The sequence below is a fragment of the Macrococcus sp. S115 genome, from assembly GCF_030067655.1.
Classification (GTDB): Bacteria; Bacillota; Bacilli; order Staphylococcales; family Staphylococcaceae; genus Macrococcoides; species Macrococcoides psychrotolerans.
In genome coordinates this window covers 1-14,192 of sequence record NZ_JASJES010000002.1, presented here as the reverse complement: position 1 = coordinate 14,192, position 14,192 = coordinate 1, and the positions used below count along the sequence as shown (strand labels likewise).

At 36.5% G+C, this 14,192-nt stretch carries 15 protein-coding genes and 1 riboswitch; of the genes, 14 read left to right on the top strand and 1 reads right to left on the bottom strand.

Annotated elements, in window-relative coordinates; translation table 11 throughout:
* Positions 1–19: 19 nt before the first annotated feature.
* The 9 genes from QNJ52_RS03165 (at position 20) to QNJ52_RS03125 (ending at position 8,668) form a co-directional block, all read left to right on the top strand.
* On the top strand, positions 20–736 hold the full coding sequence (locus tag QNJ52_RS03165; RefSeq protein WP_283721871.1) for a segregation and condensation protein A: 717 nt from the start codon (positions 20–22) through the stop codon (positions 734–736).
* Complete coding sequence (scpB, locus tag QNJ52_RS03160) at positions 729–1,274, top strand: SMC-Scp complex subunit ScpB (RefSeq protein WP_283721870.1); 546 nt, start codon at positions 729–731, stop codon at positions 1,272–1,274. Before QNJ52_RS03165 ends, scpB begins: the two co-directional genes overlap by 8 nt.
* Positions 1,271–2,008 (top strand): pseudouridine synthase, encoded by a 738-nt coding sequence (locus tag QNJ52_RS03155; RefSeq protein ID WP_219491844.1) that lies wholly within the window; start codon positions 1,271–1,273, stop codon positions 2,006–2,008. Before scpB ends, QNJ52_RS03155 begins: the two co-directional genes overlap by 4 nt.
* An 84-nt stretch (positions 2,009–2,092) precedes the next feature.
* Complete coding sequence (resA, locus tag QNJ52_RS03150; protein ID WP_219491840.1) at positions 2,093–2,626, top strand: thiol-disulfide oxidoreductase ResA; 534 nt, start codon at positions 2,093–2,095, stop codon at positions 2,624–2,626.
* Between the two features lie 16 nt (positions 2,627–2,642).
* Positions 2,643–4,262: a cytochrome c biogenesis protein ResB gene (gene resB, locus QNJ52_RS03145; RefSeq protein WP_219491838.1), complete on the top strand. Its 1,620-nt coding sequence runs from the start codon at positions 2,643–2,645 to the stop codon at positions 4,260–4,262.
* Complete coding sequence (gene ccsB, locus QNJ52_RS03140) at positions 4,255–5,463, top strand: c-type cytochrome biogenesis protein CcsB (RefSeq protein WP_219491835.1); 1,209 nt, start codon at positions 4,255–4,257, stop codon at positions 5,461–5,463. Before resB ends, ccsB begins: the two co-directional genes overlap by 8 nt.
* An 18-nt stretch (positions 5,464–5,481) precedes the next feature.
* Positions 5,482–6,189, top strand: coding sequence for a response regulator transcription factor (locus tag QNJ52_RS03135; protein ID WP_219491832.1), 708 nt, complete (start codon positions 5,482–5,484; stop codon positions 6,187–6,189).
* Complete coding sequence (locus tag QNJ52_RS03130; protein WP_219491831.1) at positions 6,189–7,946, top strand: ATP-binding protein; 1,758 nt, start codon at positions 6,189–6,191, stop codon at positions 7,944–7,946. The genes QNJ52_RS03135 and QNJ52_RS03130 overlap by 1 nt, the downstream gene beginning before the upstream one ends.
* Positions 7,947–7,970: 24 nt before the next feature.
* Positions 7,971–8,088, top strand: a riboswitch (FMN riboswitch).
* 49 nt (positions 8,089–8,137) lie between these two features.
* Positions 8,138–8,668 carry an ECF transporter S component gene (locus QNJ52_RS03125; RefSeq protein WP_241427513.1) on the top strand — a complete coding sequence of 177 codons (531 nt, stop codon included), beginning with the start codon at positions 8,138–8,140 and terminating at the stop codon, positions 8,666–8,668.
* 62 nt (positions 8,669–8,730) lie between these two features.
* On the opposite strand, the gene QNJ52_RS03120 is transcribed toward QNJ52_RS03125, so the two are convergent.
* Positions 8,731–8,955 (bottom strand): ferredoxin, encoded by a 225-nt coding sequence (locus tag QNJ52_RS03120; RefSeq protein ID WP_041636407.1) that lies wholly within the window; start codon positions 8,953–8,955, stop codon positions 8,731–8,733.
* A 132-nt stretch (positions 8,956–9,087) separates the two neighbouring features.
* Here QNJ52_RS03120 and QNJ52_RS03115 point away from each other — a divergent pair, with 132 nt between their 5' ends.
* The 5 genes from QNJ52_RS03115 to QNJ52_RS03095 form a co-directional block, all read left to right on the top strand.
* Positions 9,088–10,032, top strand: a complete 945-nt coding sequence (locus QNJ52_RS03115; protein ID WP_219491825.1) for a helix-turn-helix domain-containing protein — start codon at positions 9,088–9,090, stop codon at positions 10,030–10,032.
* A complete protein-coding gene (locus QNJ52_RS03110; protein WP_283721869.1) occupies positions 10,022–11,404 on the top strand; it encodes a RecQ family ATP-dependent DNA helicase in 1,383 nt (460 codons plus the stop codon). The genes QNJ52_RS03115 and QNJ52_RS03110 overlap by 11 nt, the downstream gene beginning before the upstream one ends.
* A 76-nt stretch (positions 11,405–11,480) precedes the next feature.
* On the top strand, positions 11,481–12,515 hold the full coding sequence (locus QNJ52_RS03105) for a LysM peptidoglycan-binding domain-containing protein (protein WP_219491820.1): 1,035 nt from the start codon (positions 11,481–11,483) through the stop codon (positions 12,513–12,515).
* A 17-nt stretch (positions 12,516–12,532) separates the two neighbouring features.
* Positions 12,533–13,180, top strand: coding sequence for a CBS domain-containing protein (locus QNJ52_RS03100; RefSeq protein WP_219491817.1), 648 nt, complete (start codon positions 12,533–12,535; stop codon positions 13,178–13,180).
* A 45-nt stretch (positions 13,181–13,225) separates the two neighbouring features.
* The coding region (locus QNJ52_RS03095) for a YpdA family putative bacillithiol disulfide reductase (protein WP_283721868.1) at positions 13,226–14,192 on the top strand (967 nt) is incomplete at its 3' end.

Here is a 14,192-nt window from a genome sequence, read left to right as displayed (position 1 = left end):
CCAGAATATAGGTGAAATAATGTATGAAGTAAAACTCGCGTCCTTTCAGGGACCACTCGATCTACTGCTCCATCTTATAAAGCAGTATGAAATCGATATCTATGATATATCGATGAAAATTCTGACTGAACAATATATCAATTATATCAAAGAAGTCACTGATTTAGATATCAATGTGCATGGCGATTATCTTGTAATGGCGAGTGAGTTGTTGCGCATCAAAAGTAGTATGCTTCTGCCAGAAAGTACAGAAACGGTTGAAGAAACTGAGGACCCGAGAGAGGGTCTGATGAACCAGCTTATTGAGTATCAGAACTATAGAATGTTAGCAGAAATACTCAATGAAAAAAAGAAGGAAGAAGAGCGATATTTTGTTAAACGTGGGAATGACCTTTCTCGATTCGAGAAGATTGATACCTCGTTAGAACTTGATTTGATGGATCTTATAACGGCATATCATAAGGCAAAGCAAAGACAGCATGTAGTAAAACCTACAATATCAATGACAAGGGATACATACTCAATTGAAGATGCAACTAAGAATATTGTTGAAAAGTTGCAGCACAAACAAAAGATTACGTTTGCTGATTTTGTAACATTTTCGGAAACTAAGACGCAGATTGTCACCCTTTTTATGGCTTTATTAGAACTAATGAAGATGGAGGCGGTAAAAATACGTCAAGAGCATACATTTGGTGATATTTATATAGAAAGGGGCAGATGTTATAATGGTTGATAAACTAGAAATTATAACTGGGTTATTATATGCAGCCGGAGATGAGGGCGTTGATGAATCGACTTTATGCGAAGTTGTACAGCTAACACCAGTACAGATAAGTGATATGACCAGGAGATTTCACCATAGTGTATTAGAGATAAGAAAGTTAGGAGACAGTTACTTTCTTATGGCTAATGACAGTTTAACACCGTATCTACAACACCTTGTTACACATACGAAAGAGAAGAAACTGACGCAAGCTTCAATGGAAACTTTAGCGATTATCGCATATAATCAGCCTCTGACGAGACAAGATATAGAAATTGCACGTGGTGTAAATTCTGATGGACCGATAAAGACACTCATTGAAAAAGGGCTTATTAAAGCAAATGAACAAAAAGAGGCTCGAGCTAAATTACTGGTGACAACACAGGAGTTTTTAAGAGCATTCGGCTTAAAAAGCCTGGATGAGCTCCCGATGGATGAAGAGGGTAATACAGAATCAGATGAAATTGAACAATTCTTTAAAAATTTAGAGACGGAGGATGAATTATGAATGAACAGTTAGAAAGATTGCAAAAAGTAATCGCAAAGAGTGGTGTTACATCAAGAAGGAAAGCTGAAGTGTTAATTACTGAAGGCAAAGTAACAGTAAACGGACAAACTGTGACTGAGCTCGGCACAAAAGTAAAGCCAAGTGATATTATCGAAGTAGAAGGTATCCCGCTAGAGAACCCAGAGAAAATTTATATTCTTTTCCATAAACCTACAGGTGTCATTACAAGTGTTTCTGATGAAAAAGGAAGAAAGGTCGTTACAGACTATTTTCCAGGTCTCAATTTAAGGATCTTTCCGGTTGGACGTCTGGATTATGATACGTCGGGCTTGCTCTTATTAACGAACGATGGAGACTTTGCAAACCAAATGACGCACCCTAAATATAAGATGAAGAAAAAATACGTTGCTAAACTAAAGGGATTCTTGTTACGTGAACAAGTAAAGCAACTTGAAAAAGGTATTATGCTTGAAGATGGTAAAACTGCTCCTGCACTTGTGAAAGTTAAGTCTCAAGATAAAGAGAAAAACACGACATTAGTTGAAATTACTATTTATGAAGGTAGAAATCGTCAAGTCCGTAGAATGTTTGCTCATTTTGGTCATGAAGTCGTTAAACTATCACGTATTGAGTATGGACCGCTAACTCTAAAAGGGTTAAATGCAGGAGATGCAAGAGAATTAAGTCCCCATGAAGTTAAGACCTTAAGAAATATGGCATTAAATAAATCATAGTCCAAAATTCACATAGTTGCCACAGACTATGTGTTTTTGCATGTTATAATAAAAATTATATTGCAAAAAGGAGAATGGGTTTATATGCAAAAGTCACAGAAAAAGTGGATTCAGTATATAATAATGCTGCTGATATTAATTGCTATTGGTTTTATATTATATGTGAGTGTTGTTAAAGATGGTGAGAAGGTTGTGAAAGTCGGAGATAAAGCACCGTTATTTGAACTTGAAAATTTAGAAGGTGAAAAAGTAGCATTAAGTGATTATAAAGGTAAAGGTGTTATTCTAAACTTCTGGGGAACATGGTGTAACCCATGTAAAGAAGAGATGCCTGACTTAAACCGCATGAACAAAATCTATCACTCTAAAGGTGTTGAAGTGCTTACAGTACATGTGAAAGATTCACCACAGCAAATAAAGCAGTTCTTCAGCGAACTGCCTGAAGAAGTAGAGTTAATGGTTGCGCTTGACGGTTCAGGAGATGTGATGAAAGCCTATAATGCAAATGATTTACCGAATACATATGTTATAGATAAAAATGGTATTATAAAGGCACACCATAAAGGGCAGATGTCACGTGCAGACATAAAAAAATATATGGATATGGTACAACCATAAAGGGGTGCAGTATTAAATGAAAGACCAATCAATTCAATGTACATGTGGACATATTAATCCGCCAGGTACACAGCTTTGTCAAAATTGTGGTCGCTTAATCAACGATAATTATGATAAGAAGAAAATCGCTGATATAATGCGCTATGATGGACAGGCCATCCGTAGTAAGACGAAACATAAATCATTGGCAGATAAAGTGTGGAACTTTTTCGCTTCTGTAAAGACGGGAGTTATACTACTTGTATTGACGGTAATTGCTTCTGCAATTGGGACGATGTTTCCACAGCAGTATTTTATTCCGGTCGGAGAAGATCCATCAACATTCTATCAGGACAAATATGGAACACTTGGACTGATTTATTATAGATTAGGCTTTGATAATCTTTATACCTCCTGGTGGTTCTTAATTTTACTTGCGCTTGTTGCATTCTCAATTATCGCAGCAAGTATCGATCGAGGTATACCGCTTCATAAATCGCTGACGAGACAGACAGTAAAAAAACATCCGTCATTTTTTAAACGTCAAAGACTCACTTTGCACGATGATAGATTAGATATGTCACTCATTGAGACATTGAAGGACAATAAATATAAAGTGCGTGAGGAAGCAGGTTTCATTCTTGCAGAAAAAGGAAGAATCAGTAGATATGGGCCATATATCAATCATACTGGACTAATAATTCTGCTTGCTGGAGCAATGCTGCGTTTTGTACCGATGTTTTATGTAGATGAATTCGTAGGTATTGGAGAAGGAGAGACGAAAGTCATTCCGGGTACTGAAAATCAGTATTACATAAAAAATAATCAATTTATCTTTGAACAGTATGATAAAGAATCAATGTCGAATACAAACAGTAAATCAGCTGATGCGACAATGAATAAAATTGCTAAAAACTATGAATCAAAAATTACGCTATTTGAGAATAAATCTGATTCATCAGTTATTGGTAGTAAACCAGAACTTGTAAAACTAAAAGATGATAGTATTCGCGTGAACCATCCAGTAAAGTTTGACCAGTTTGCACTCTATCAGAATAGTTTTGATCAGTCGCAGTTAGAAACGATGCTCTTTAAAGTACAAGATAAACAAGGTAAGCAAATCGGAAAAAACTTTGAGGTCAAGCTCGATAATCCGAAAGATGATTATAAAATCAGTGATACGTTGAATGTGCACCTACGTAACTATGCACCTGATTTTGATAAAATTACGGAGAATGGAGCACTAGCAACAAAATCTCCTTTACCGAACAATCCAGCATTTGTCTTTGAAGTGAATGATGGGAAAAAATCAGAATACAGCCTGCTAAAAATCCGATCATCACAAGATATATCGAAAGATAATCAGTATGATGTTAAATTTGTCAGCGCGACGAATAAAACAATAACGTATTTAACGGTCAAGAAGGATCTGACACTTCCTATATTATTTGTAGGATTTACAATTTTCCTATTTGGACTTGCAATAGGGTCTTATATTAATCATCGTAGAATCTGGATTAATACGAATGAAGGGACGCTCGCAGCTCATACGAATAGAAACTATTATGGATTTAAACGCGAGATAGATACGATGTTACATAAACATCATTTACAAGAAGTAAATGATAAGTATGAGGTGGAGGATAAGAATGAATAATGAAACTTTATTAAATTTTAGTAGTACTTCTTTATACGCAGCATTTATTCTATATTTAATAGCGATTTTACCTTTTTCAGCAAGTATTAAAGCAAAATCGAAACGCTACGAAAATATGGGTGTCTTATTAACAACGATTGGTTTTGCATTGCAGCTTGTTTATTTTATCACAAGATGGATTGCTTCAGGCCACGCACCAGTAAGTAATATGTATGAATTCTTAACGATGTTCGGGATTATGATGGTAGGCGGATTTCTAGTTATCAATTATATCTATCATACACCGATACTTGCACTCTTCTCTTTACCGATTGCGATGCTTGTTATCGTCTATGCAAGTATGTTTTCAAGAGAAGTATCACCGTTAATTCCAGCGTTACAGAGTAACTGGCTTGCGATACACGTTATAACTGTAACTATCAGCTATGGCATTCTTTCTGTAAGCTCAGTGGCGGGATTGATCTATCTTCTGAGATATGTTGATGCGAAAGAGAAATCTAAAGACGCATTCTGGCTTGAGGTAGTCATGTATTTTATCGTATTAGTTTTAGCATTTATATTAACAACGATTGTAATGAAAGGTATTGTTGATTATAAGGAAGAATATTTCTATCAAGATAAAAATGGCATGAATGCAGTTGCTGAATACCATTTACCAGGATTAGTTACATTCAAGGATAGTACACCAGTTGTTAAAGTTGATGGGACGAAAGAAAGCTATAAAGAAGTTAAACGCTTTGACACAGGAATCGAATTACCACCTGTAATCAATGCACAGAAATTAAATACGGTCGTGTGGTCAATCATCATCGGTTCTATCCTTTATGGGATAATCAGACTCATCGCACGCAGAACTATTTTTTCGGTCATCAAACCTTTGACTAATAAAGTTTCGTTGAGATTAATGGACGAAATTTGTTATCGTTCTGTCATCATCGGGTTTCCGTTATTTGCTCTTGGAGGATTATTATTTGCGAGTATTTGGGCGCAGATTGCATGGAGTAGATTCTGGGGCTGGGATCCTAAAGAAGTCTGGGCGTTAATTACATTCTTGTTCTATGCGATTTTCCTACATTTAAGATTAGGAAAGGGCTGGGAAGGTAAAAAATCAGCATGGCTTGCCGTTATTGGTCTCGGTATCATCTTATTTAATGTGATTGCGGTGAATCTAATCATTGCAGGTCTCCATTCCTATGCATAATGAAAGGGTGAGCATAATATGAAAGAAAAGATTTTAATAGTTGATGATGAAGATAGAATTAGAAAGCTTGCTAAGATGTATCTAGAAAGAGAAGGCTATGAAACTGTAGAAGCGGAAGATGGAGAGCGCGCGCTCGAGCTTGCGCTGAGTGAAGATTTTCATTGTATTTTACTAGATATCATGTTGCCTGGTATGGATGGTATCCAAGTATGCAAACGATTACGTGAAGAGAAATCTACGCCTGTTATTATGCTGACTGCAAAAGGAGAAGAACATAATCGCGTAGAAGGCTTTGAAATTGGGGCAGACGATTATATCGTCAAACCGTTCTCTCCACGAGAGGTTGTACTACGCGTAAAGGCAATTTTAAGACGTTCGCAATCAACAATGTTCATACAACAGGAAGCGCATGCGAAAGATCTGATCGTTTTTGATTCACTAGTGATAGATAATGATGCACATAGAGTGCTTGCAGATAATAAGGAGGTTAATTTAACTCCAAAGGAATATGAACTATTACTTTTTCTGGCTAAGAGTCCAGATAAAGTATTTGATCGTGAGCAACTGCTTAAAGATGTATGGCATTATGAGTTTTATGGTGATTTACGAACAGTTGATACACATGTGAAGCGATTAAGAGAAAAATTGAACAAAGTATCGCCACATGCTGCAGATATGATTCATACAGTATGGGGTGTAGGATATAAATTTGAGGTCAGAGACTGATGAAATATATCAATAGTGTCGTTATTAAACTGTGGTTAACTATATTGTTTATAGTAACCACAGTTTTAATTATATTATCGGTTGCACTGATGAGCTTTTTTAATGCTTATTTGATGAGTGAATCTGCACATGCATTAAAGCAACAGGCAGAAAAAGTTGAACTCGTCCTTATGAGTCGGCATGACAAAAGTGATGCAATGAACTATGTGAAAGAACTGATCGAAAACCCTGCTGGACTGATATTGATTACGAATAAACAGGATCAACATAAGAACATTGAGGATCCGTTAAAAGCATTGATGTTAAAAGAAATTCAGACGAACAAAGCATTTGATGCTGTGTATAAAAAAGATGAAACTGTTGTTCAGTCAATCGAAGTCAATTATCAGGGCAGCAAACATGAATATCTGCTCGTAGGATACCCTTCTCAGGCATTTGAATATAATGGAAGCGCAATATTTATTTATCAAGATACCAATACGATATCCGATGCTTTCAACTACATCGCAATCATCATATTTTTAGTTGCACTCGTGCTGCTAATTTTGACGACAATATTTGCATTTTTCTTGTCTACACGTATAACTAAACCATTAATTCATCTGAAGCAAGCGGCGTTTAAACTTGCACGGGGTGAGCGAAATGAGAAAATCAAGGTTCAATCACGTGACGAAATTGGAGAACTTGCTCTTGCATTTAATAAGATGGAAGAAGATATTACTTTGAACATGAACAGGATATCTTCTGAAAGAAATTTGAGGGACAGATTAATCAATGCAATGGAGGATGGCGTGCTGAGTTTCAATATGCATCTAGAGAAGCAGCTTCAAAATCCAATGGCAGAGAAATTTCTGGATGACATCAACCAACAGCAGATTGAAGCCTTGAGTGATACTGTGAATAAAGTGATGCAGTCGGAAGATACGGTATATAATGAAATTACAACCAAAGATAAGCACTATGTGCTCATTGTTTCTCCAGTCGACAACCCAGAAATAAAACAAGGTAATGGGGCTGTAGCTATCATTAGGGATATGACTGAAGAGAAGAAGATTGATCAAATGAAACAGATGTTTATTGCAAATGTATCTCATGAACTGAGAACACCGATTCAAATGCTTCAAGGATATACGGAGGCCATTCTAGATGGTATTGTCAGCGAAAAGTCTGATGTGGATGAATTTCTAAATATTATTCTTGACGAATCAAAGCGTCTGAATCGTCTTGTGAATGAACTGCTGAATGTAGCTAGAATTGATGCTGGTGAACAAGTTCTGAATTTAGAAGCTACTGACATAGAGGAGCTGATAGAAAGAACGATAATGAACTTCAAACATGTGGCCGAGAAACATGAGACAGACATTCAAACTCATTATAGGCATCATTCTAAAGCTTGGTTAGACTATGATAAGATGATTCAGGTGATTACCAATATCATTGATAACGCACTACGCTATACTGTTGCAGGAGATGTAATTAGTATTCATACTGATGAAGACGATGAGAACCTCATCATCAGTATTTCTGATACAGGTGTGGGTATTGCGCCGAAACATATCGATAATATATTTGAACGTTTCTACAAGGTGGATCAGGCTAGGACGAGAGGTAAACATGGTACCGGATTAGGATTATTTATCGTCAAATCAATTATAGAAGGTCATCATGGCAGTATAAATGTGGATAGCAAGGTCGGCAAAGGCACAACATTTGTTATCTCAATCCCAAAAGTTGACGATACAAAGAATAACAAGTAAGATATATACTATAAAAAATATATCATTCATCTTCGGGGTCGGTGTAATTCCGAACCGGCGGTTACAGTCCGCGACCTGATTACTCAGCTGAACTGGTGAAATTCCAGTACCGACAGTACAGTCTGGATGGGAGAAGATGGAGGTTTTCCTCCTCTTTGTAAGATGGATAGAAGGAGAAGGAAATGACACAGATTAATAAGACAAGACGACTCATTACGGTGAGTCTATTAAGTGCGGTTGCTTTTTTACTTATGTTTTTAAAGTTTCCGTTACCATTTTTACCACCCTATCTCACAATTGATTTAAGTGATATTCCTGCAATTATCGCACTTTTCACTGTTGGACCACTTGGAGCGATTGGAGTCGAAGTCATTAAAAACTTGCTAAATTTCTTGATGAATATGACAGATCCAATTGGGCCTGTTGCGAATTTTCTTGCAGGGACATCATTGATATTGACATTGTATGCAGTAACTAAAGGGAGAAAGCAACGACTAATCGTTGGATTTTTATGTGCAACAATCGTATTGACGATGGTAATGAGTATTATGAATTATTTCGTATTATTACCGCTTTACGGTATGATAATGAATTTCACTGATATCTCTAATAACTTAAAGGTAATTATTACAGCCGGCATCATCCCTTTTAATATTATCAAAGGCATACTACTCGCGATATTATCGATTATATTGCTCAATGTACTGCCTAAAACCAGATAAAAACAACCCGGACTACTGCAGAAAATAATCTCTATTTTCTACAGTAGTCCGGGTTTGTTATATTATTCGAACTTCAGTGCGTCACCATCAAATGATTCATCTGCCACTTTGATTGAGTCTGTAGGACAACCTTCAAATGCGTCGATCATATCTTCTTCAAGTTCTTCAGGTATTTCTTGAGTCCCTTGGTTGTCATCTAATATTACGTAAGCAATACCTTCGTCGTCGTAATCATATATATCTGGAGCTGCAGCACCACAAGCACCACATGCAATACATGTATCCATATCAACAATTGTATATTTACCTGCCAAAATTTTCGCCTCCCACCAATTTCATGATAAAATATATAAACAATGTACATAACTATTTTAGTGATTGTTTAATGGTTTTTCAACAAAAAGATTCAGGAGATGCCTATGAATTCTATATCAACTTACATACGTACACATTATCGTGAAGATAAATCTATAAAAAGTCTATGGAATATTGTAACCGGAGCAAGAACGCAGCAGACATATTTTGACGCCTCTATGCAGCATCTTTTACCTGTTTACGAGATTGCACCAGGCTATCCTTTTGAAGCATTCACAAGTATGTTAAGTCACAATGATAAGCAACGAGAGCACATGCTTTTCCCTTATTTTTACCTTGCATCTGAGATGAGTTTTGAGACGTTATGTCTACTTATTCAGGCATCTTCAGAAATGAGTTATGGCACAAATAGGTTTGTGCCAGTCTCTAACAACCTGATTGTACAGTCGCAGGTTAAAGAAGTTATAAGGCGGGCGAAAACTAAAGACTTCAACCTTCTGCAGCTAGATTTCTTTAAACTTGTAACTTTAGTGCAAGATAAATTTAAACATAGCTATTTCGTATATAAAATAACGGGCCATGATATACATCCAAGAAACGATGAACAATTGGCACGACTATTAAATGTTGAAACATCTCATTTGAAATTTATGTTATTGGCAGAGAAAAACTATATACTGCATTTGCTTCGGAATGAATCATTCCATCTATTAAATCATCTTTATTACAAGGTGCCCTTACATAAGAATACGGCAAGAACGTACCAGCTGATAAATAGCTATACTATCGATGAAACTGCTCGTTTGCTTCGTTTAAGAGAGCATACTATCCAGGACCATATTATTGAAATGATGATTAAAGATTATCCTGTGGAGATTTCACGTTTTATTAACACGGATGAACTGCAGGCAATTGTTCATCTTTATAGTCAGTTAACATATGGAAAGCTAAAATCATTTTATGAGCATTCAGAGGTTAAAGATTATTTCAAGCTGAAGATTGGTATTGTATACGCCAGTCTGATGGAAAGGAACGATCATGTCGATTGAACATTTGCTAAATAAGCGTTTTGGGATTAAAAAGTTAAATGAGGAACAAAGAATAATAATTGGTAGTATATTGAATAATGAAGATGTATTAGCACTGATGCCTACTGGAAGTGGTAAATCAATCACGTTTCAGCTGCCAGTTGTATTTACCGACGGAAAAGCGCTCGTTATCACCCCGTTAATTGCTTTGATGGAGGACCAGGTGATGCAGTTGAAGATGAGTAAAATTGATGCTGTAGCTATTCATGGAGGTCTATCACGTGCGGAACTTTCGATAATTACGCATCGCATTGATAGCTATCAATTTATTTATTGTTCTCCCGAATGGTTACAAAGTGAACTTGCAGAAGCATTATTCTCTCGCATAAGGTTCACGCATATTGTACTGGACGAAGCACACTGCATTTCTCAATGGGGATTTCAATTCCGTCCTCATTACTTACTTGTGAATGAAGTGATTGATAGACATAATGCACAGGTAATCGCTCTAACAGCTACAGCAACAAAAAAGATTGTTCATGATATTGAGGAGATTATCGGAAGGCCATTGAAAGTACATGATTTTCTCAAAAATAAGGACAATATGTACTTGTATAAATATGAAGTGCGTGAAGATGATAAGCTCATATTTCTACAAAAAGTACTTAAAGAAAGTGGACCTACTATTATCTATTTCTCATCGAAGAAGGTATGTGATGCTTTATACGAGGCGCTTTCTGAGGATTTTATTGTGGACAGATATCATGCAGATATGACCTATAGTGAACGTACTGAAGTACAGAGTCGGTTTATGGAAGATGAAGTACATGTAATATGTGCAACCAGTGCTTTTGGAATGGGAATCAATAAGAAAAACATCCGTACGGTGATTCACTATCACATCCCAGCATCAATCCTTCAGTTTATTCAGGAGATTGGTCGCGCAGGAAGAGATCATCACTCTTGTCAATCGATACTCCTATATAATAATAATGATATCGCACAAGCGTCACGACTGCTCGAATTAGACGCTATTGACACAAGCGATCTACATAATTATACTCTGCAAAATATTTATGATGTGGAAAAGAAAGAGAAGCTTGATATTTTTCATCGCAAGTTTGCTAACAACATTATCGCTGATAAATTAAAGGCGCATCAATATGAGCAACAGCAGTTATTATCAAAGATGCTTGCGTATGCGCATAGCGATCATTGCCTCCACCATGAACTTTCCGGCATGTTGAGGACATCTTCGATAAATTCAGATGAATTTTATGAACGTAATCAGTGTCATAAGTGCAAAGTGACAGATTTGCAAAGATATGAAAATATTACTAAAAGTATGCAACTTGAGCCTGTGGCATTAATTTTAGAAAGGTTATTTTTATAGCTGTAATACTTTACTAAAGCAATAGTGTTTGTCTATAATAAGAATAGACTATAAATTGATGAGTGGGTGGATAAACGTGTCAAAAAATGATTTTAAAGATGAATTTGAAAAGAATAAACAAAAGATCGAAAGACAACAAGAAGAGACGGTTGAAACTGAAGAAGTAAGTTCAGAAACATATGAAGGAAAAAAAGAAACTGAAGAAGATATTTTTCCGCCTCGTGGAGTCTCACGTCGTAGCCGTTCACAAGAAAGAAAGAAACGTGAAGACAATACTAACGATAACAAAGAAGCAGGAACTATTGGCGCTGGCGCTAAGAAAAAGAACAAAAGAGATAACAGTCAAAAGACTAATAAACAAGTCTCTAACAGTAAAAAAGCAGCTGGTGCAGCAGGGGTAGCAGGAGCGGCTGCAAAAGTAAATAAAGCAAATGCAAAGACTGTCGAAGAAAAGCCAGAAAAGGGAAAACAGCAAGAAGATAAGGATAATAGTGGACTTAAGAAATTTATTCCACTGATTGCTGCGATTTTAATACTACTGCCAATTATGTTGCTGCTTGCAAATTATATCAATTCTCAAAGTGATAATAAACATAATAATACAGAACAAGTAGCAACGAACGACAAGAAGAAAACTGCTGAAGAAAAAACAGACAAAGCTAAGGATAAGACTGTTGAAGAGGCAGAGTCAGAAAAAGCAGCTAAGGAAGAAGCGGCTAAGGAAGAAGCGGCTAAGGAAGAAGCGGCACAGGAAAAAGTGGCACAGGAAAAAGCAGCACAGGAAAAAGCGGCACAAGAACGTCTGGCAGCACAAAAAGCTGCTGATGAAACAGAAGCAGCAAGATTAGCCGAAGAAAAAACAGCAGAAGTTCAGGATAATGCATCACAAACAGACAATGCATCACAATCATCAGCTGCTTCAAATAATAACCAGTCTGACAATCAGCAGGCGCAGGCGACACACGTCGTTAATGCTAAAGAGAATCTTTACCGAATAGCGATTAAATACTATGGTAATGGCTCTCCAGAAAATGTTGAAAAGATAAGACAGGCAAATGGTATTTCAGACAATAATCTTTCACAAGGACAAACGTTAGTTATACCTAAATAAACAAAGGGGGCGGTACTATGTATTTAAAGTCAATAATGATACCTAAAGAAAAATGTTATGTTGCCAGTCCAGATGACACGGTTAAGAGTGTGCTTGACAAGCTTGAACACCATGGTATTGACGGGATGCCTGTTGTTGAAACAGGAAAATATATTGGCACAGCGACACGTTATAGCATCTTTAGACATTTCTTCTTTATGAAGACACCCAAACTAAGAGATGAATTCATTGAAAACACAAAGATTAAGGATATCCTTCCTCTTGATGAATATAGTGTTAAAGATGATGCGCTATTCGAAGAGTCTTTCTTAACATTACAAGATTTTCCGATTTTAAGTGTTATCAATGAACGCAACGATTTTTTAGGCGTGGTTTCACGATTTGATGTTATGGAGCAGTTTAAATCTGCATTTGGAATGAATCAAAAAGGTGTGCGCATTGCCATTACATCAATAGATGCAGAAGGGCGTATCATGCGTCTTGCTTCAGCATTGAAGAAGTATAAGTTAAATGCTATTTCTTTTGTAACGTTTGACGAAACAGATAAGATGCATCGAAGAATGATTGTTAAAGTTGAAGATAGTAAAAATATTAAGAAGTTTACAAAGTATCTTAAAAACAATGGCTTTAAGATTCTCGATATACAAGAACATGACGAAATCTAGAGGGGGCTCTTTTGAGCCCTTTTTTATTTAAGAAAGGTGAAAAAAATGAAACACGTACAAAGTATTATAATTGGAGCTGGTCCATGTGGATTATCAGCAAGTATAGAGCAAAAAAAGAAAGGCATAGATAATATTATCATCGAAAAAGGGAATGTCGTTGAAGCAATCTACAATTATCCGACACATCAGACTTTTTTCTCGACGAGTGAAAAATTGAGTATCGGTGATATTCCGTTTATTGTTGAAGAACATAAGCCGCATCGAAACCAAGCACTTGTCTATTACAGAAGTGTAGTGAAATATCATGATTTAAAGATTCATTCTGGCGAAGAAGTTCTAAAAGTGGAGAAGCATGAAGACGAATTTATCATCACGACAACTAAAGCACACTATAAATGTAATTACGTTACAGTTGCGACAGGTTATTATGGGCAGCCGAATACATTAGATGTACCGGGTGCTGATTTAGATAAGGTGCAGCATTACTTCAAGGAAGCCCATCCTTATTTTGATCAGGATGTGTTGATCATTGGTGGTAAAAACTCTGCAATTGACGCTGCGATCGAACTCGAAAAAGCTGGTGCACGAGTGACAGCTGTGTATCGCGGTGATACATATTCTAAGAGTGTGAAACCCTGGATATTACCTCTTTACGAATCCCTTGTTAATCATGAAAAAATTAAACTCTATTTCAATAGTCATGTAACCTCTATCAATGATTCTGAAGTGATCATTCAAACCCCTAGTGGAGAAATGGCAATCAAAAATGATACTGTTTTTGCAATGATTGGCTATCACCCGGACTACACGTTTTTAAGTGATATGGGGATAGAACTCATAACAAATGAATTCGGGACAGCACCTTTCTATGACAAAGAGACGATGGAGACGAATATAGACAATTTATATATCGCAGGGGTGATCGCAGCAGGAAATGACGCGAATACGATATTCATTGAAAACGGAAAATTTCACGGCGGACTGATAGCTGATGATATTATAAAAAAAGAAA